The following is a 19,654-nucleotide window of genomic DNA, read 5'->3' on the forward strand; positions in this document are numbered from 1 at the left end:
GCTCTGAATGATGTGATCAACGCTTTAAACAGCGTAGCCGGTGGAATGACTGGCGTGGACGGTTCTTACATGAGCAGCTATTCTGATCAGGTTTCACAGCTTGCAGCTGGTGTATCCGGTCAGCTCTCTTCTACTCAGGAAAATCTGAATGCTGTTGCTTCCAAGCTTAACGAAGCAGCTTCCGGACTGAGTCAGATCTCCGGAGGACTGACTCAGGGTGCCGGCACACTTTCTGAGGGTGCCACAACCATGACAGATGGTGCAAACCAGATGAGTGCAGGTGCAACAACCATGAGCGCAGGTGCAGAGCATTTATCTGCAGCTACAAGTCAGCTTCCTACAGATCTGATCGCTCAGCTTTCTGCAGGTGTTACCCAGCTGTACCAAGGGGCACAGGCTGTAAACACAGGAACCAAGAATGTTTCCGCAGGACTTCAGTCTCTGGAAGACGGCACTGCCAAAGCCTTCCCGGCAGCAGCAGCAGGAATCAAAGCTCTGAACGATGGATTTGACCAACTGACATCTTATGATAAGCAGCTCAATGACGGTGCAAAAAATCTGAAAACAGCCGGCAAACAGATCACTGACGCACTTCCGGATATCAAATCCGGTGCAGGTCAGCTGGCAGATGGTTCTAAGGCACTGACAAATGGAATCACAACTTACACCGATGGTATTGCAAAGCTTTCCGAAAACAGTGCTGCTCTTACAGACGGCACCAAGAAACTGGCAACAGGAGCCAATGCTCTTTCCAGCGGTGCTGCTACTCTTGCAGATGGAACAAAAGCATTAGCCGATGGTTCCGGAACACTGACAACCGGAATCACAACCTACACCGATGGTGTTGCTAAGCTTTCCGAAAACAGCTCCGCTCTTACAGACGGTACCAAAAAGCTCTCAACAGGAGCCAAAACCCTTTCCAGCGGTGCTACTACTCTTGCAAACGGAACTAAGACATTAGCAAACGGTACCTCAACACTTCTCAGCGGTACCGAGAAGCTTGTAAGCAACAACAGCACACTTAACAATGGTGCAAAACAGCTTGCAGATGGCGCTGCCCAGATCCAGAGCGGTTCCTCTCAGTTGTATGATGGATCCAAGAAGCTTGGAAGCGGTATGAAAGAACTGAAAGACGGTTCCAAGACACTGACCACAAGCCTCAGCGATGGAGCTACCACTGTAAAAGACAATTCAGCAAGTAATGAAACGATCAAAATGTTCGCAACTCCTGTTGTGAACGATGAAACAAAACTTACCGATGTCCCGAATAACGGACACGCAATGGCACCTTACATGATGTCTGTAGGCCTCTGGGTCGGCGCACTGGCATTCTGCCTGATGTATCCTCTGGCTCAGTATAAGGGCAAACTGAAATCCGGTTTCGCATGGTGGGCAAGCAAGGCTTCCGTCCTTTATCCGGTAGCGATCCTTCAGGGAATCTGCCTGATCCTGCTGTTACGTGCATTTAACGGATTCACACCTGCAGAGATGGGCAAAACCGTACTCTTCGCCTGCCTGACATCAATGACCTTTACCTCTATCATGTACTTCTTCAACATTACTCTTGGTAAAGTAGGAAGCTTCCTGATGCTGGTATTCATGGTCGTTCAGCTTGCAGGATCTGCCGGAACTTATCCGGTTGAGGTTTCACCTTCATTCGTTGCAAAGATCCATGCATACGTTCCGTTTACTTATACGGTCGACGCATTCCGTGCAACGATCAGCGGTGGCCGGAGCATTACCACTTCTATTATTGTAATGGTTGCACTGTTAGTGATCTTCACGATCCTGACGATCCTTCAGTTCAATCACATGACCAAGAGAAAGAAAGCAGAAAAAGTTGTTCTCTTCGACTGGCTGGAAGAAAGAGGTCTTGCATAATACTTAGTTACTGACAGAAGCTCCCCCGAACCTTCTGTTAGATATAGAAAAATTAAAACTGTACAGTTGCTCAGATGAGCTTCTGTACAGTTTTTTTTATGTTGTCTCCACCAATTCTCCACGCTACAATTATAGCAGCTACAGAAAATCAAGCGGATAAAAGCATCCTCATTTGGTTAGATCTGATCAGGTAAATCCCTGCACAGTTACGCAAATCAAGCCGCGACAATTACAGTGACTTACCTGCAACATAAAATTCACGCATACATAAGAGACTTACATGCAACAAAAAATTCACGCATACATAAGGAAGAAATCTATGAAAAAGAGAACAACCCAACTGCTATCCCTTATGATCTCCGCTGCCATGATCGCCAGTACACCGTGCCTGATCTATGCAGCAGATTTCAGTTCAGAAACACTCCTGTCAGATTCAGAAGAAGCGGCAATATGACTTCTCAGATCTACTCACAAACCGGAGCTCTTTCTGACTGCAAGCCTGCGGTTTTCAATGAAAAAGCAACCTGGTATGCATCTAATCCACTGACCGCAAAAACAGACGGAATCATCACCTATGCTACCCATTTACCGTCTTCAGGGTAAAACCTGGAAAGCTATCGGCAATACAAAAAATACAACCTACACCGATAAAAAGCCAGGCACCGCAACCAAATACCGTATCCGTGCATACCGCATCACAAACGGTAAAAAAATATACGGACCTTATTCATCTGTAAGGACCGTAAAATAATAGCAACATAAAAACACCCCGGAAAATCCTGATCTGTGTGGTGTCTCCGAATATCTGATCATCAAACGGATATTCGGAGATCACCTTATTGTTTGCGGATCTCCGAGGTGTTTTTATTTATTTTCTTAATATTTTATTTTTCCGCCTCAGCTGTTGGTGTTGCTGTGGCTTCTGTCTCTGTTTCACCGTTTACCATGGTTTCATATGCATTGAACATTTCTTTTACTGTCATTTTGTTTACAAGAAATACCTTGTCTCCAACGACAGCTGCATAATAGTTTGTGTCATATGTGTAGAAGGTAACGGTTGTCTGGTTCTTGTCAGAGTCTGTGAATACAGCGGTCATCTCCGGGTCTGCAGCTGGTGTATAAACGTCTGTCAGTCTCTTCTGTCCTGCCATGTTTATCAGCTTGTTGTAGAAGGTGGTAAAGGTTGTACTTTCTATTTCCTTACCATCTAGCTGATAGGTTGTTGTTTCTTTTTCGTTTCCGTCATCATCTGTGGATGTTTCACGTGAAACATTTACAGTACTTGTTGTTTCACCGTAAGTAACCTGGAGCTGATCCAGATTTTTTACAGACAGATAATTGACGATCAGTGACCAGAGATCTGACGGCGTCTTGTCAATAACTGCACTCAGTGTATCCGTTGACATTGTATAGATCTGTTTGTTATCTACCGTTACATATCTGCTGCCATCTCCTGCCTCATCGCCAACGTAAATGACAAGCTGTTTATCCACTGTGGTTGTCTTGCTGTCTGCATCTTCTGAGCTGCTGTCCGTGTCAGCGCTGTCGCCACTCTCAGAATTGCTCTCAGAGGCCGTAGAATCGTTTTTTCCGGATTCTGTACTGTCTGTGCTGTCATTCTTCACCTCTTCCTGATAATCCACTGTAATCGTCGCATAGGGCTTATCAAGACCATACTGGGAAAGATCCTCTGCATTGTAGTTTACAAACTGGTCAAATGCAAAGCTTCCAAGTCCGGAGGTTACGTTTCCTGCTGCCGTTGTATCGGCAGACTCTTTATCGCTGCTTCCGTCACCGGAAACATCCCATGTAGCTCCGTCGGAATTTTCTTCCAGGACATAGGAATCTTTATCCTCGCTGACCTGGACCTTTTTCACTGTGGAAGAATCAATTGTTGGGAAATCTTCTCCCTGTGCATAATCGTAAAGGGAATTCATAAACGGAGACACTGTGTCCGCTGCCACTACATATACCGTGCTGTCATCATCATCCTTGGAAATGTAATACTGATTCGTAGACGTATTCTCATCTCCGATGTTGAGCTTCGTTGTCCCATCAGCGGTATCAACGGTTACTGTGTTAGATGGAGAATCCAGCCCGTATTCCGTAAGATCCTCCACATCCTCCAGGACTCTGTCCGCTTCCACCTTTTTGATGGCGGAAGCTGCGGAATCCAGAGTTGTCTGATTTACAGGAAAAGCAGTCTCATCCTTTTTCACCCAGGAATCATCTTTTTTCTCAAAGGTCACTTCCTTCTTGTCTACGATAAATTCCAGAGATTTAATGTCATCCGTTTTCACGGAAAACACTTCTGTTTTGCTTTCCTCTTCGCTGCTCTCTGTCTTTTCTTCTTTGGATACGTAGGTGTTCAGTCCCACATAAACGCCGCCGAGAACTGCCAGAACAACAACTGCTGAAACAAGTTTGGTCGATTTTTTCATTATGCTTTTCTCCTCTTAAGCCAGATCAGAAATCCTGCAACAAGGAACACTCCCGGGATCAGACCAATGGTACAGATCTTCCAGAAGGCTGCAGCATAATCGGTTACTGTCAGGCTTGTGGACTCAAGGCTCTTGGATGGAATAGAAACGGAATTACTGTCGTCTGTGCTGGTCATCCAGTTTAAGGACTCCAGAAGGAGCTTTTCATTTCCGCCGGATACCATCTGGTTTATCTGGCTCTCCATCAGATTTGCTGTGGAGTAGTAAACGATCTGTGTTTCCTTATCATCATCCAGTTTCTCAGTGATGGCAACACCAAGATCAAACGGTCCGTCTACATCTCCGTCTTCCTTTTCGATATTGCTGCTCTGCATATTTGTTTTGGAGTAAGCCTTGTCAGAGGTTGTCAGGATACTGTCGATGGTTACGGTATCTCTTACATCATCTGTTTTCTGAATGCCCTGCGCATACGGTGCCAGTACATAGGAGCCTGCAGAAGCTGTCTCAGAGCTTGCATCTGTGCTGTTGACTGTTGGTACAAGATAATATGGCATCTGCATTCCATAATGCTGATTATCACCCTCAAATACGATTCCCTCGGCACACTTTACACCATAGTTTTCAAGAACCGCATCAAAGTTCGGCAGATCATCCTGTGTATAATCCGAGAAGATCATAGCTTTTCCGCCTGCCTCCAGATAATCCAGGAGCTCTGTTTTTTCTTCCTCGGAAATATCACTGGTCGGAGATACGATCATCAGGCAGTCTGCATCATCCGGAACCTTTCCCTCTGTGAGAAGGTTCAGCTCCTTGATATCAATGTTTGCTTTCTGGATATCTTCTTTAAAGCTGGAATCCAGATCTTTTTCTCCGTGTCCGGATAAGGTGTACATGATCGGAAGATCCTCGGATGTTACATAACCGATCGCACTTGTGATCTGTCCTTCTCCATCAAATCCGGTAGTAGTCTGCTGCCAGGTATTATAGTCTACTGAAGAGGAATACATATCGTTGTAATTGATAACCTTGTTTCTGTCGCCGCAGACTACGATCAGGCTGTTTGACGCAAGATCATCGGTTGTATATTCCGATGCAAATTTCGGATTTACAACAGGGTCTTTCACCTCAACTTTAATATGCTTGGACTCATCTTTATAACGTGAAAGCAGATTGGAGATCGTGTCGTCCTCAGAACCGCTTGCCGCGATCTGATAAATGGTAACATCCTTATCCAGTGCCTTCAGTACCTTCTTTGTTTCATCACCGATGGTGTAAAGCTTGGATGAGCTTACATCCAGCTGTGAATATTTGGATGGGATCGCCCCGACGATCATATTGATCACAACCACGATCACGATAAAGACAGCTGCCATAGCCATGCTGTAGGAACCATTTTTGATATGTTTTTTGCTGATGGTGCCTACCAGCTTTTTCGGATCCGGTTTATGTTTCTTTTTGCCGGAGTCCTGTGCTGTCTCCGGTACGGCTGCCTCGCCTTTATTTTTCTTAAATTTCTCACTGAATTTCATTTCCCTTCACCCCCTAGTTCCAGCGTCTCTTCTGAATGGACTGCATGGTAAGGAACAGGCAGATCGCAATAACAGAAATAAAATAAACGATTCCTGTCACGTCAAACACGCCGTTTGTAAAATTATCATAATGTCCGCTCAGGTTAAATACGTTCAGTACCTTCTGGATACCACCCTGGAAAATACTGGATTTTACAACGTATACGATCACAAGGGCAATCTCTCCCACAGCTCCGATCACTACAGAGATCAGGACATTTTTGATCATGGTATAAATGATGATAGCGATCGCCACGATCAGAAGTCCGAATGCCACTGCGGTTGACATGGAGGTCTGTGAAAAGAATGAGGAAATTCCGTTCATCATATAGAAGGCGAACAGGAATACAAAAGTAAGTACTGCTGCAATTACCTGGCTTTCTGTAAGTGCTGACATAAATACACCGATCGCCAGATTTGCGCATCCCAGAAGGAAAAATCCCAGGATCCCGGTGTATGCGGAAGCATAGGAAATCGTTCCGAACTTACTCATGATCAGAGGATAAACGCACATGATCACGACCGGAATGGCAAACACAGCTACCAGTGCAAGATATTTTCCAAATACGATATCCCATACAGACACCGGTGCGGTCAAAAGAAGCTGATCCGTTTTCTGCTTGCGCTCTTCTGCAAGTACACGCATGGAAAGGATTGGCACACCGATCAGGAACACAAAGGTCAGTGCGCTTAAGGTAGTTTCAAATTTTGAATAGCCGCCTGAAAGCTGATATGCGGAAAAATAAATTCCGGTCAGCACCAGGACAAAAAATATGAAGAGATATCCAACCATGGAGGTCAGATAGCTTTTCAGTTCTCTTTTAAAAATCGCTGTCATGACTGATCCCCCTCTTTCTCATCAGAAGCCTTCTCTGGTTCCCCGTTTTTTTCTTCCTGAGTTTTTTCTTCTTCCGATGATCTGTCTTCTACCGGTTTCCACTGTGAGCTTTCCGGTTTTCCGGCGGATTTTTTCTCTCCTTCGGTAAGCTCAAGGAATACATCCTCAAGGGAAACTCTCTTAACCTGCATCTCGTAGATCGGACAGTTCGCTTTTGCCATAGCGTAGAAGACTTTTTCACGGATATCCACATTTTCCTGAATGGAAAGTTTTGTTTTCCACAATTTCTCATCGCTGTCATAGGACATTTCCACCCCGGTTACGCCTTCGATCGTTTCCAGAGCTTTTCGAATCGTGTCTTTCTCGCCTTTTACCTTCATAAGGAGGCTGTTGGAGCCTGCTGCCAGACGTTCCAGATTATCCGGTGTATCGCTGGCTACCAGCTTTCCATGGGAAATGATCAGAACATAATCACACACTGCTCTTACCTCGGAAAGGATATGGGAGCTTAGGATAACCGTGTGCTTCTGCTTCAGGCCTTTGATCAGGTCACGGATCTCGATGATCTGCTTCGGGTCAAGTCCTACTGTCGGCTCATCCAGGATGATCACCTCCGGATATCCCAGGATTGCCTGTGCAAGGCCCACCCTCTGGCGATAACCTTTGGAAAGGTTTTTGATCAGACGGTCTTTCATGTCTGTGATCTTTACCATATCCATGACTTCTTTTATCTGCTTGTCTTTTTGGTTTCTTGGGATTTTTTTCAGATCAGCCGCAAATTTCATGTACTCAAGAACAGTCATATCAAAATAGAGCGGCGGCATTTCCGGCAGATAGCCGATACATTTCTTGGCTGCCTCCGGTTCCTCCAGAATATCATGACCATCGATCATCACTTTTCCTTCTGTGGAAGCAATGTATCCTGTGATCATGTTCATAGTTGTTGATTTTCCTGCACCGTTGGGGCCCAGGAATCCGTAAATTTTCCCCTTTTCGATCTGAAAGGAAAGATGGTCAACTGCAGTATGATCGCCATACTTTTTGACCAGATTACTTACTTCGATCACTTTACTCTCCTCCTTTTATTCTCAGGGAAATACTTTTTTTAATTATCGATTTCCCATTTTATAAGATGCCAGAGGCAAAAGGTCCTGAAACTGAAGCCCTTGACTCTGGCGTCTTTTCAACACCAATAGAAAATGCCCCTGGATGAAACAGAGAATGGGGGAATCCAGGGGCATCTCTATCGGATTATAGTGTAAAAGTAATTTGTGATAAAAGTAGGATAAATTTGTGATAATTTTGTGAAACTCCCGGACAAAAAAATCTCCTGTCGGACAAATTTTGCCTTTGTTCGACAGGAGGTATCTTATGCCAGTGGCTCTCTGAGCGGTGTTCCGGCTTTTCTCGGATATTTGCCCGGGGTGTTCTTTACCTTCTCGATAATGACCAGGGAGCGGCCGATCTCGGAGCCCGGAAGGTCAAAGTACTGAATATCCCTGATCTTTCCACCAAGGATCTTTACTGCTTTCTCTGCTGCTTCTGCTTCTTCCTTTACAGAACCGGATTTATAGGAGACAAAAAGCCCTCCGACTTTTACATACGGGAGACAGTATTCAGACAGGGTTGCAAGTCCGGATACTGCTCTGGATACGCAGAGATCATATTTTTCTCTGTAGGCTTTGTTTTTTGCATATTCTTCAGCTCTTCCGTGAATGGCGGAAATCCCCTCCAGGCCCAGGAGCGCAAAGGTTTCTTCCAGGAATTTTACTCTTTTATTGAGGGAGTCCAGAAGGCAGGCTTCCACCTCCGGGAAGGCAATCTTCAGGGGAACACCCGGGAATCCGGCGCCGGTTCCGATGTCCATAACGGTTTTTATCTTACCCATATCTACAGCCTTGACGCAGCAGAGGCTGTCCAGGAAATGTTTCACGAGAACCTCGTCAAATTCTGTGATACCGGTGAGGTTCATGACTTTGTTTTTTTCTACAAGATATTCGTAGAATCGGATAAACTGGTTTTTCTGCGTGTCACTGAGTGTGATCCCAAGCTCCTCGCAGCCTTTTTCCAGGATTTCTAAATTGTACATGCAGCTTCCTCTCTTATTTTCTGTGTTTTATTGTTATTCGTTGTATTATCCGTGTTTATGTCCGGATCTGCTTTCCAGATATACAAGAAGCACGGAAATGTCAGCCGGGGATACACCGGAGATACGGGACGCCTGGCCGATGGACACCGGTCTGTAGGCTTCCAGCTTCTGGCGTGCCTCAATGCGGAGGCTTCCTACATCTTCGTAATCAATGTCTTCCGGAAGCTTTTTCTGCTCCAGTTTCTTAAACTGCTCTACCTGCTTCATCTGGCGGCGGATGTAGCCATCATATTTGATGTTGATCTCTACCTGCTCACATACATCTTCCGGAAGCTCCGGTCTTTCTTTATCGATGGGTGCAAGCACCTTATAGTTAAGCTCCGGCCGACGAATCAGCTCTGCAATGGTGGTTCCGGATTTCAGAAGAGTACTGTTCAGAGATTCCAGAAGGCTCTGTACCTCTGCAGAACCACCTACGGTTGCATGTTCCACTCTCTCGATCTCTTCCTGGATCCGGCGCTCTTTTTCCTGTAATTTATGGTATGTCTCATCATCGATCAGGCCGACCTCCCAGCCTTTTTTGCGAAGACGAAGATCTGCGTTGTCCTGGCGGAGGAGCAGACGGTACTCAGCACGGCTTGTCATCATTCGGTACGGCTCATGGTTCTCCTTTGTTACCAGATCATCGATGAGAACGCCAATATATGCCTCTGAGCGGTCCAAAATCAGCTGTTCCCGGCCTTTTACCTCCATAGCTGCATTAATTCCCGCTATGAGGCCCTGAGCGGCTGCTTCCTCATATCCGGAGCTTCCGTTAAACTGTCCGCCGCTGAAAAGGCCCTTGATCTTTTTGAATTCCAGTGTGGGATAGAGCTGGCGCGGATTGATGCAGTCATACTCAATAGCGTAAGCATTTTTTACGATCCTGGCGTTCTCCAGACCCGGTACGGAATGGTACATCTCGTACTGAACATCCTCCGGCAGGGAGCTGGACATTCCGCCGATGTACATTTCATTTGTGTAAAGACCTTCCGGTTCAATAAATACCTGATGGCGTTTTTTGTCTGCAAAACGAACTACTTTATCCTCAATGGACGGACAGTAACGTGGTCCGGTTCCTTCGATCATTCCGGAATAAAGGGGGGATCTGTCCAGATTTGCACGGATGATCTCGTGTGTTTTTTCGTTTGTATAGGTCAGCCAGCAGGATTTCTGCTCGATCTGTACAGATTCCGGGTCTGTGGAAAAAGAGAACGGTACGACTCTTTCATCTCCGAACTGCTCTTCCATCTTAGAATAATCAATGGTGTTTCCGGCGATTCTGGCCGGAGTTCCTGTTTTGAAGCGGAACATTTCGATCCCCAGCTTTTTCAGGGAATCCGTAAGGTAATTGGCTGCCTGAAGGCCGTTCGGTCCTGTATAGTTGCTGACGTCGCCGTAAATGCAGCGGGCCTTGAGGTAGGTTCCTGTACAGAGGACTACAGCTTTTGCGTGGTAGGTAGCTCCTGAGAAGGTTTTTACACCGGTGATGTGCCCGTCTTCTACCAGAAGCTCGGTCACTTCACCCTGGCGGATGGTTAAGTTCTCTGTATTTTCCAGTGTCTTTCTCATTTCTGTGCTGTAGGCCTGTTTATCGGCCTGTGCACGAAGGGAATGGACTGCAGGGCCTTTGGACTGGTTGAGCATTTTGGACTGGATGAAGGTTTTGTCTATGTTTTTACCCATTTCCCCACCGAGAGCATCCAGCTCACGGACGAGATGGCCTTTGGAGCTGCCGCCTACATTGGGGTTGCAGGGCATAAGGGCGATGCTGTCTACGCTGACTGTGAACATGACTGTGTTGAGCCCTAAGCGGGCGCATGCCAGTGATGCTTCGCAGCCTGCGTGACCGGCGCCTACTACTATGATGTCGAAAAACTGTTCCAGATTTTTCATGCTTTTTCTCCTTTATTTTTTCTCTTATTCTTTTTCTTTATTTTTCTTTGTGATTTTCTTTTTCTTTGTTTATTGTGTGGTTGGTTTTTGGTTTTATTTTTACTTTCTTGCTTGGCAGAAGGCCTGGTTTTTTTGCTTTGGGAAGCTGTGGAAAACCGCAAAGGGGCCGTAAAGCCACGGCCCCTCTGCACACCCCTCGGGCTTTTTTTAGGAGTTCTTGGGTTGTGGTGTGGGGTACGGTGTTGACTTTTGTCTGTATGCTTCGGTATTGGATGCGGAACGTTGTGCCGAGGAGGTTGCAGTGGAACTGTAATGAGGTTCTCGACGTGCGATGCACGTCTGCGGAATTCTGCAGTCCATGTGGCGTACAGCCGGGAGCCGCAATCTATGCGGCATATGCAGCCGAGGTTCCACAACCCATGCGGCATATACAGCCGGAGTTCCGCAATCTATGCGGTATATACGGCGGGGTCTCCGCAATCTATATTATGCAACAATATATCCTACAGAAATATACAAAGTTCCGTTTGATATATTTCGGCTCAGTGTCGAATTGCCGATACAGAAGCATACAGACACAAGTTAGTTTCTTTCAGCATTCCACAATCGCTGCACTATATAAAAAAGGCCCAGGGGTGTGCAGAGGGGCGCGGCCTTGTGCCCCTTTGCGGTTTTCTCACATTCCAATGTGATCTACCCTCTGCGGGCTTCCGCAGTCCATGTGGCATACAGCAGGGAGCCGCAATCTATGCGGTTATACGACCGGAGTTCCGCAATCCATGCGGCATATACGGCCGGGATTCCGCAATCCATGCGGGCATTCGGCCGGGGCCTCCGCAGCCCATGCGGTTATTATTTCCCCATACAAAATTTAGAAAATATCTCATTAACAAGGTCTTCCCCAAGTGATTCTCCCAGAATCCGTCCCAGACTTTCGTATGCATCTGTCAGGTCTATGGAATAAAAATCCTCCGGCATTCCGCTTTCTATGCTATTTTCTACCAGAGAAAGACTTTCCCGTGCTTTTAAAAGCTCCTGTCTGTGGCGTTCATTGGTGATGTAGACTTCATCATTGAAATCAATCTCCCCACTGAAGAACATTTCCCGGATTTTTTCTTCCAGGTCTGTGATCCCGGTTTCTTCTTTTGCGGAGATTGGGATCACCGGCTGGTTTATTCTGCTCTTTAAATCCTCTATATCTATAGCAGATTCAAGGTCTGTCTTGCTGTAGAGGACAATTGTCTTTTTCTCTTGCAAAATTTTTATGATCTCTTCGTCGTTTTCATCTAACGGTACGGAGGAATCTACGACATAGAGGATCAGGTCTGCGTCTGCTGCCATTTCTTTGGCTTTGGATACGCCGATTTTCTCTACGATGTCTTCTGTCTGGCGGATTCCGGCTGTGTCAGCGATCTTTAATGTGATCCCATGCAGGTTGATATACTCTTCCAGTACGTCTCTGGTGGTTCCTGCGATATCGGTCACGATGGCTCTGTCCTCTCCCAGAAGCAGGTTCAGCAGAGAAGATTTCCCTGCGTTCGGCTTACCCAGGATCACGGTCCGGATACCTTCCTGTATGATCTTTCCGTCTCCGGCTGTTTTTAACAGGTTCTGTATTTTTTCTTTTTCTTCTGCTACGATCTGTTCTAATTCTTCCGAATATCCTGTCAGATCATAGTGCTCCGGATCGTCTAATGCCGATTCAATGTACGCTATATGGTACAGTAGTTTTTCTCTGATCTGTTGTACAGTATTTCGGACTGAACCTTTTAATTGTCCTACAGAATTCTTTAATGAGTACTCATTTTTGGACTGTATCACGTCCATAACGGCCTCAGCCTGTGAAAGATCGATCCTTCCATTGAGGAATGCACGCTTGGTAAATTCTCCCGGCTCGGCAATAATGGCTCCGTTTTTCAACACAGTTTCCAGTACCTTTTTCATGGCTAAAACGCCGCCGTGGCAGTCGATTTCTATGGTATCTTCTCCTGTGTATGTCCGTGGTCCGCGCATGGCCATGACCAGCACTTCGTCTACCATTTCTTCGTTATCATAAATATATCCATAATGGATGGTGTGGCTTGGGACGTTTTTCAGAGATTTTTTTCCACCCTTGGAACGGTATACTCCGGATGCGATCTCAAAAGCCTCCGGGCCACTGATCCTGACGATCCCGATTCCCGATGCGCTCATGGCTGTGGAAATCGCAGCAATCGTTGTCTCTTCCATTTTTCACTCTCCTTTGTCAAACGGATAAAAGCATCCGCTATATCACACTGCAGCTGATCGCTGCCATGCCGTTTATCCTGGTCCAGCGGATAAAAGCATCCGGTTAAACGCAAAAATGTTACTCCGGAAAAGCTTTTTACACGCAAAAAACACGTGTTATTCACGCTTTCACCTAGAATAACATCTTCTGTCAGTTTCCATATTTATAATGCTAGAGCGTGTTTGAAAAAGGCTTTCTGCAAGATGTGCGTCACAATTTGTGGGAGATTTTGTCCGGATGAAGGCGCCGTAGCGGGCTACGGCAACTGAATTCGGGCAAAATATACCGCAAAGTGGGGCGTGCAGATTGCGGGAATGATTTTTCAAATACGCTCTAATCTCTGCATTCCGGATGTCCGCTGCAGAAATATCTTTTGTTATTTGCTCTTCAATGATTATAAAGAATTGTTGCGGAGATTGCAATGATAATTTTTAATTTTCAGTTCCATACAAAAAAGCCGTACCCACGGAGCTTACGCTCCGGGATACGGCTTATAGCTTTACCGGTGGATCATCAATTATTGCGTTTCAGTTTTACTACTACATGCCTGTAAGGTTCTTCTCCCTCACTGACTGTCTCTACATAGCGGTTGCCCTGCAGAGATGCATGGATGATCCTTCTTTCGTACGGATTCATCGGTTCCAGAACTACCGGTTTTCTGGTTTTCTTTACCTTGAAGGCGATTCCTCTTGCAAGGTTCTCCAGAGTTTCCTTACGACGGCGTCTGTAGTCCTCGGTATCGAGTTTTACACGAATGTAGGTAGACTCGCCTTTGTTTACCACAAGGCTTGTCAGATACTGAAGAGAATCCAGTGTCTGGCCTCTTTTTCCGATGAGGATACCCATATCCTCACCTTCAAAATCCACATCCAGAGAACCGTCTGCAGTGTTGTATTTCGATGTGATCTCCACTTCTCCAAGATCCATGGAGCCGAATACGTCACGAAGAAATACGACTGCTCTCTCCTCAACCTCTCTGATCTTCTCCGGATCGCTGAGGATCTCTATCGGTCTGCCCTGCTTCGGTGCTCTCTCACGTGTTTCCTTCGGCTGACGCTCCTTTGGAGCTCTTGGCTGTTTCTCACGTGCAGGCTTTGCTTTGCCCTGGAAATCCCTTGCAGGTCTTTCCTTTGGTGCTGCTGCCTTTGCAGGTGCTTCTTCGGATGCCTTCTCCACCTGTACAGCTTCTTTCTTCACCGGCTTCTTCTCCTCTGCAGGAGCTGCTTTCGGTGCAGATTCTTTCTTTACATCCGGAGTAAAAGGCTTTTCTAATTTCTTCTCTTCTTTGATAGCGTCCAGTTTCACGGACTCTACCAGTTCATCGATTTCCTGCATATCAGAAACTGGCTCGATTCTGCGAACTTTGATCACGGCAGGTTTGCTGCCGATTCCGAAGAATCCGGAGCTGCCTTCACTGATAACCTGAATATCAAGCTGGTCACTGGAAGTTCCAAGCTCAAGACACGCTTTTGTGATAGCTTCATTCTTTGTTTTTGCTGAAAACTGAATGTAATCCTCCATTACGAACCCCTCCGTTCCTGATTATTTCTTCTTATTTCTCTCATCAAAGTCTCTTACGAGATTTGCTTTAGCTGTGATGCTGCCCGGTTTTGCACTTCTTGCCTTCTCATAAGCAGTATCAACCTTCTGTGCTCTGTCTGAAGCACCATTGTTTCCGCTGTTGCCCTTATTGATCACAGGTTTATTGATATTCTTGGCGGACTGATGAGCCTGATTGGTGATCTTCTGCGGCGGAAGTCCTTCCTTCGCACGCTTCGCTTCGATCTTCTTCATATTCTCATTAACCAAATCATCAATGTTCATCTTATCAAGATGACGATTGATTGCAAACTGCTGGGCACTTCGAACGACAGCACTGGCGATCCAGTAGATACCAAGACCAACCGGGAATGTGAAACAGAAGAATGCAGACATCAGAGGCATGACCATGTTCATGGTTTTCATGGAGTTTGCCATTGCGCTGGCCTGATCATTTCCGTCTGCCGGCTGTGTTGCAGCCTGTGGCATAAGCTTCAGGTTCAGCATCTGAGTTGCCCATGCAAGAACCGGGATCAGAAGTGCTACGATCGCAAGTAACAGAGAACCATGATTTTTGAAGAATTCCATGATATAGTACAGCGGCTGGTCTGCGATATTCAGTCCACAGAAGCCCTGCATCTTGGAAATATTGCCGGATGCTTTTGTGATCGCATCAGAAAATCCTGAAAACTGATTCATCTGTGCCAGCTCTTTCCACTGGGAAGGAGAAAGTGCATACAGAAAATCAACAATCGAGTTACTTGTAGCATTTCCGGCACTGTCCATAACGAGACGCACTCGTGTCATGGAATGGTCTGTGATAAACTGCTGCAGGATATCTGTGTATCCGTTTACAGCTAGCAGGTTGTCAACTACACCAGTAAAAATGTTCTTTACACTTCCAACGTAAGCAGGAATCCGGTAAATAACCTGATACAGAGCAAACAGAATAGGCATCTGAATGGCTAACTGTACACAGCTACCGGTTGGAGAAACACCATATTTCTGATAAACAGCCTGGGTTTCTTCGTTCATTTTCATCATAGAGGCCTGATCCTTTTTACCCTGATATTTCTTCTGGATCTTCTGGATCTCAGGCTGCATGATCGCACTTAACTTGGAGAATTTCTGCTGCTTGATCTGCAGCGGTGTCATAAAGGCAAAGATAAGAATACTGAAGATAATGATACAAAGACCAATGTTCTGGATTCCGAACAGGCCGTCAAGCATCTTATATATGCCATCCATGATCCATCCCATCACAGACGCGATCTGTCCGATAATAGGAGTTCCGGTTTTTGTTGCTAAAAACAGTTCCAAATTCATTTCCTCCTAGACTTCTTATTCAATTGTAAAAGTCCGGTAACTATTCATTCGTCCACTAACTGCGGAGGTACTGAACAGTTACAAATTCCGATAACTGCTCTGCCCGGGAAAAGGCTGAACAGTCACAAAATAATTCATGGCACAGGGTCATAGCCTCCGTGGGAAAAAGGATTGCATCGCAATATCCTCCATACCGCAAGAAGACTGCCCTTAAATGCGCCATATTTTTCGATTGCTTCCAAACCATATTGAGAACATGTGGGAATATAAGGACATTTCGTTCTCTTCATCGGCGATATATATTTTTGATAGAGCCTTATCATCTTAATCAGAAATTTCTTTATCATGTTCATTCCCTGTTATATGATGCTTTCTTGCAAGATGCAGAAAAGCACTCTCTATCTCGTGAAAGCTCTTGCCCTTGGCTGCGGCTCTCGCTACTACTACAATATCAAGGTTACTGTCAAAATCTGTTTCGTTGAGACGATAGCTTTCTCTGATCAATCTGGTGAGTCTGTGGCGAACCACACTGTTCCCTACTTTTTTGCTTACTGATATTCCCAGACGATTCTTCATGTGCTGATTCTTCAGCACGTACATCACCAGAAGCCGATTTGCGTACGATGTTCCGTTCTGATATACAACTTTAAAATCTTGATTTTTCTTTAAGGACTCTGATCTGATCAAACGAATCCTCCTTAATTAGATTCCGCCTGCGCGGATATTTCTCCGGATAGAAGAAAAGACCACATAAATGCGGTCTTGCAGCTTATGCTGATAACTGTTTTCTTCCTTTTAATCTTCTTGCAGCTAATACTTTACGTCCGCCCTTTGTGCTCATGCGAGCTCTGAAGCCGTGAACTTTAGCTCTGGATCTCTTTTTTGGCTGAAATGTCATCTTCATAGGTAAAGCACCTCCTTTATCTATTTTTAATTGTTATGAAATAACTTATCATTCAGAACATCGTTTCAATTATATAAATAAACCTCCTTTTCGTCAAGTAAAAATTGCAAAAAACCCGATAAAATCAAGGGTTCTATAAAATACCCCCACCTTACGGTATTTATTTTTTTCTCTTATGTGGAAAGCGCTTATGGTTTACGTAACATTATCCACATTTTGTGGATAACTTGTGGATAACTTGTGGATTGACCAGAAATCTATCCACTTTTTCGGAGGGTTTGTTCACATCGTTTTCAAAAAAACCCTTTATTTGCGGTATTTTTAAGGTGGATTTTTTTATACACATAATTCTTCCACATTTTCCACCAATTCTCGACTTATGGAAACCTCCAGGACTCTTATCCACAATAATCCACCCTAATCCACAGTAATTTCCTCACATTATCCACATTCTTTTCCCCAAAATCTCAAGGATTTTCCATTGCGAAAACCCCATTTTCATTGTAATATATAAAAGGATATCTATCTCCAGTCGCAGACTGGGGTTATTATAATACTCATGGGAGGAAAAAATGGACGCTGTTATTGAAAAATGGGAGGAGATCCTGCAAACTGTCAAATCTGAATATGAGGTGACTGATGTCCCTTTTAATACCTGGCTCAAGCCGCTGAAAGTTTATGAGGTTGACGGAAAGCTGATAACAGTGGTTGTTCCCTCTGAACAGGCAGCGATCGGAGTCAATTACATCAGTAAACGCTACAAAATACCCCTCCAGGTTACTATCTGTGTACTGACAGGCATGGAAGAATGCGAGGTTCGCTTCGTTCTGCAAAAAGATCTCCCCAAAAAAACAGAAAAAAACACTTCTTATGATAAACAGGTTCAGGATACACGTTACGAAGAGGCGCATTTAAATCCAAAATACACCTTCGACACCTTCGTTGTAGGAAGTAATAACAAATTCGCCCAGGCCGCAGCTCTTGCAGTTGCTGAATCACCGGGAGATACCTACAATCCACTGTTTATCTATGGCGGAGCCGGTCTTGGTAAGACGCATCTTATGCATTCCATCGCTCATTTCATTCTGGAACACGACGAAAACAGCCGTGTTTTGTATGTAACCAGTGAGGAATTTACCAACGAGCTGATCGAAACCATCCGAAACGGAAATAACACGGCAATGAGCAAATTCCGTGAAAAATACAGAAATATCGACGTTCTTCTTGTCGATGATATTCAGTTTATTATAGGAAAAGAATCCACACAGGAGGAATTTTTCCATACATTTAACAGTCTTCACAGTGCCAAAAAGCAGATCATCATATCCTCTGATAAACCACCGAAGGATATGGAAATCCTGGAAGAGCGCTTCCGTTCCCGGTTCGAGTGGGGTCTGATCGCAGATATCACGCTGCCTGATTACGAAACCCGAATGGCGATCCTTCATAAAAATGAAGAAATGAACGGCTACAACATCAGTGAAGATGTTATCAAATATATCGCTACCAATATCAAATCCAATATCCGTGAGCTGGAAGGTGCCTTCAACAAGGTCATGGCCGGAGCCAAGCTTGAGAAAAAGGAAGTAACTCTGGAGCTGGCAGAGCAGGCACTGAAGGATATTATTTCTCCGGATGAGAAAAAAGTGATCACACCGGAATACATCATCTCCGTTGTTGCAGAGCATTACGGAGTCACACCTGCGGACTTAAGCGGAAACAAACGAAACTCCAAGATCGTCATGCCCCGCCAGGTTTCCATGTATCTCTGCCGTGAGATCATATCCACACCTTTGAAAAATATCGGAAAAGCGCTCGGAAACCGTGACCATACCACCGTTATGCACGGTATTGAAAAGATCGAAAACGAATTGCAGAACGACGATAACTTAAAAAATACCATTGATATATTGAAAAAGAAGATTAATCCACAAGGTTAGGGAAGTTTTCCACATTACTGGTGTATAACGTGTTGATTGTATGTGGAGAGATGTGTACAACTTTTTTGCCAAAACGCGGCGGTAATTTTATCCCCGGGTTATTCACATGCGAAAATACCACTTTTACACAAAGTTATCCCAACGGAAAACCCCTGAAAACATCAGGCCTGCGGGAGTTTTTCACAAAATCTGGCCCCCTACGGCGGTTACTGCGGATTTTTTCTATAAATATATTTATAAAAACCACAATTTGTTCAGAAAGGGAGTTATACACACTATGAAAATCATCTGCTCCAAATCAAGTCTGTTAAAAAGTGTAAGTATCGCACTCAAAGCAGTTCCATCAAAAACCACAATGCCAATCCTTGAATGTATTCTCATGGATGCAACCACAAACCAGATCAAATTTACCACCAACGATATGGAGCTGGGAATTGAAACCATCGTTGATGGTACTATTGAAGAAAAAGGTAAAGTTGCTCTTGATGCAAAAATCTTCTATGAAATCATCAGACGACTTCCGGATAATGATGTTACCATTAAGACCGATGATAAGTATGCAGCAACCATTACCTGTGAAAAAGCAAAATTCAATATCCCTGGAAAATCAGGAGAAGATTTTGCTTATTTACCGATGATCGAGAAGGATGAACCGCTGACGATCTCTCAGTACACACTGAAAGAAATGATCCGCCAGACTATTTTTTCGATTGCTGTAAATGAAAACAATAAACTTATGACCGGTGAACTTTTTGAGATCAAAAATAACTGTCTGAAGGTAGTTTCTCTGGACGGACATCGTATCTCTATCCGCAAAATGTCCCTTAAGAAAGATTATTCTGACCGTAAGGTGGTAGTTCCGGGCAAAACTTTAAGCGAGGTCAGCAAGATCCTTTCCGGAGAAGTGGATGATCAGGTCAGCAT

Annotated in this window: 17 protein-coding genes and 2 pseudogenes; 6 read left to right on the plus strand and 13 right to left on the minus strand. The window is 44.9% G+C overall.

Going from position 1 to position 19,654, the window contains the following annotated elements; genetic code table 11:
* The 3 genes from ABCM67_RS14995 to ABCM67_RS15005 all read left to right on the plus strand — a co-directional run.
* On the plus strand, positions 1 to 1,881 hold a 1,881-nt coding region (locus tag ABCM67_RS14995), incomplete at its 5' end, for a YhgE/Pip domain-containing protein (RefSeq protein WP_342992967.1).
* A gap of 319 nt (positions 1,882 to 2,200) precedes the next feature.
* Complete coding sequence (locus ABCM67_RS15000) at positions 2,201 to 2,335, plus strand: hypothetical protein (protein ID WP_342992968.1); 135 nt, start codon at positions 2,201 to 2,203, stop codon at positions 2,333 to 2,335.
* Complete coding sequence (locus ABCM67_RS15005) at positions 2,332 to 2,484, plus strand: hypothetical protein (protein WP_173722542.1); 153 nt, start codon at positions 2,332 to 2,334, stop codon at positions 2,482 to 2,484. The genes ABCM67_RS15000 and ABCM67_RS15005 overlap by 4 nt, the downstream gene beginning before the upstream one ends.
* Before the next feature lie 281 nt (positions 2,485 to 2,765).
* Here the strand turns inward: ABCM67_RS15005 and ABCM67_RS15010 are convergent, their stop codons facing one another.
* The 8 genes and pseudogenes from ABCM67_RS15010 to ABCM67_RS15045 form a co-directional block, all read right to left on the minus strand.
* Positions 2,766 to 4,322 (minus strand): DUF4340 domain-containing protein, encoded by a 1,557-nt coding sequence (locus tag ABCM67_RS15010; RefSeq protein WP_147602758.1) that lies wholly within the window; start codon positions 4,320 to 4,322, stop codon positions 2,766 to 2,768.
* Positions 4,322 to 5,851 carry a GldG family protein gene (locus ABCM67_RS15015; protein ID WP_114001988.1) on the minus strand — a complete coding sequence of 510 codons (1,530 nt, stop codon included), beginning with the start codon at positions 5,849 to 5,851 and terminating at the stop codon, positions 4,322 to 4,324. The genes ABCM67_RS15010 and ABCM67_RS15015 overlap by 1 nt, the downstream gene beginning before the upstream one ends.
* Positions 5,852 to 5,864: 13 nt before the next feature.
* Entirely contained in the window at positions 5,865 to 6,728 is an 864-nt protein-coding gene (locus ABCM67_RS15020; RefSeq protein ID WP_022426692.1) for an ABC transporter permease subunit, read from the minus strand.
* Positions 6,725 to 7,795: an ABC transporter ATP-binding protein gene (locus tag ABCM67_RS15025; protein ID WP_021651032.1), complete on the minus strand. Its 1,071-nt coding sequence runs from the start codon at positions 7,793 to 7,795 to the stop codon at positions 6,725 to 6,727. The genes ABCM67_RS15020 and ABCM67_RS15025 overlap by 4 nt, the downstream gene beginning before the upstream one ends.
* Positions 7,796 to 8,097: 302 nt before the next feature.
* On the minus strand, positions 8,098 to 8,817 hold the full coding sequence (gene rsmG, locus ABCM67_RS15030) for a 16S rRNA (guanine(527)-N(7))-methyltransferase RsmG (protein ID WP_059086520.1): 720 nt from the start codon (positions 8,815 to 8,817) through the stop codon (positions 8,098 to 8,100).
* A 45-nt stretch (positions 8,818 to 8,862) separates the two neighbouring features.
* Positions 8,863 to 10,752, minus strand: coding sequence for a tRNA uridine-5-carboxymethylaminomethyl(34) synthesis enzyme MnmG (mnmG, locus tag ABCM67_RS15035; RefSeq protein WP_015526548.1), 1,890 nt, complete (start codon positions 10,750 to 10,752; stop codon positions 8,863 to 8,865).
* Between the two features lie 852 nt (positions 10,753 to 11,604).
* Positions 11,605 to 12,981, minus strand: coding sequence for a tRNA uridine-5-carboxymethylaminomethyl(34) synthesis GTPase MnmE (mnmE, locus tag ABCM67_RS15040; RefSeq protein WP_342992969.1), 1,377 nt, complete (start codon positions 12,979 to 12,981; stop codon positions 11,605 to 11,607).
* A 168-nt stretch (positions 12,982 to 13,149) separates the two neighbouring features.
* Positions 13,150 to 13,287: pseudogene (locus tag ABCM67_RS15045) on the minus strand (DUF6783 domain-containing protein); the annotation flags it as partial.
* Between ABCM67_RS15045 and ABCM67_RS15050 the strand changes: the two are divergent.
* A pseudogene (locus ABCM67_RS15050) lies at positions 13,225 to 13,446 on the plus strand (DUF6783 domain-containing protein). The pseudogenes ABCM67_RS15045 and ABCM67_RS15050 sit on opposite strands and share 63 nt — an antisense overlap.
* A gap of 88 nt (positions 13,447 to 13,534) precedes the next feature.
* Here ABCM67_RS15050 and jag read toward each other — a convergent pair.
* The 5 genes from jag to rpmH form a co-directional block, all read right to left on the minus strand.
* Complete coding sequence (gene jag / locus ABCM67_RS15055; RefSeq protein ID WP_015526551.1) at positions 13,535 to 14,542, minus strand: RNA-binding cell elongation regulator Jag/EloR; 1,008 nt, start codon at positions 14,540 to 14,542, stop codon at positions 13,535 to 13,537.
* A gap of 21 nt (positions 14,543 to 14,563) precedes the next feature.
* Complete coding sequence (gene yidC, locus ABCM67_RS15060) at positions 14,564 to 15,886, minus strand: membrane protein insertase YidC (RefSeq protein WP_015526552.1); 1,323 nt, start codon at positions 15,884 to 15,886, stop codon at positions 14,564 to 14,566.
* Between the two features lie 134 nt (positions 15,887 to 16,020).
* Positions 16,021 to 16,233, minus strand: a complete 213-nt coding sequence (gene yidD / locus ABCM67_RS15065) for a membrane protein insertion efficiency factor YidD (protein ID WP_092072376.1) — start codon at positions 16,231 to 16,233, stop codon at positions 16,021 to 16,023.
* A complete protein-coding gene (gene rnpA / locus ABCM67_RS15070; protein ID WP_021650160.1) occupies positions 16,211 to 16,573 on the minus strand; it encodes a ribonuclease P protein component in 363 nt (120 codons plus the stop codon). Before rnpA ends, yidD begins: the two co-directional genes overlap by 23 nt.
* Before the next feature lie 82 nt (positions 16,574 to 16,655).
* A complete protein-coding gene (gene rpmH / locus ABCM67_RS15075; protein ID WP_005423866.1) occupies positions 16,656 to 16,790 on the minus strand; it encodes a 50S ribosomal protein L34 in 135 nt (44 codons plus the stop codon).
* Between the two features lie 572 nt (positions 16,791 to 17,362).
* On the opposite strand from rpmH, the gene dnaA reads away from it, so the two are divergent.
* Together dnaA and dnaN are read left to right on the plus strand one after the other, a co-directional pair.
* On the plus strand, positions 17,363 to 18,730 hold the full coding sequence (dnaA, locus tag ABCM67_RS15080; RefSeq protein ID WP_342992970.1) for a chromosomal replication initiator protein DnaA: 1,368 nt from the start codon (positions 17,363 to 17,365) through the stop codon (positions 18,728 to 18,730).
* A gap of 277 nt (positions 18,731 to 19,007) precedes the next feature.
* Positions 19,008 to 19,654 (plus strand): DNA polymerase III subunit beta (gene dnaN, locus ABCM67_RS15085; RefSeq protein ID WP_342992971.1); only part of this gene is annotated, 647 nt, incomplete at its 3' end.

Source organism: Blautia sp. 2227st1_G12_2227SCRN_220401, assembly GCF_039062885.1.
In the GTDB taxonomy this organism is placed as follows: domain Bacteria; phylum Bacillota; class Clostridia; order Lachnospirales; family Lachnospiraceae; genus Blautia_A; species Blautia_A fusiformis.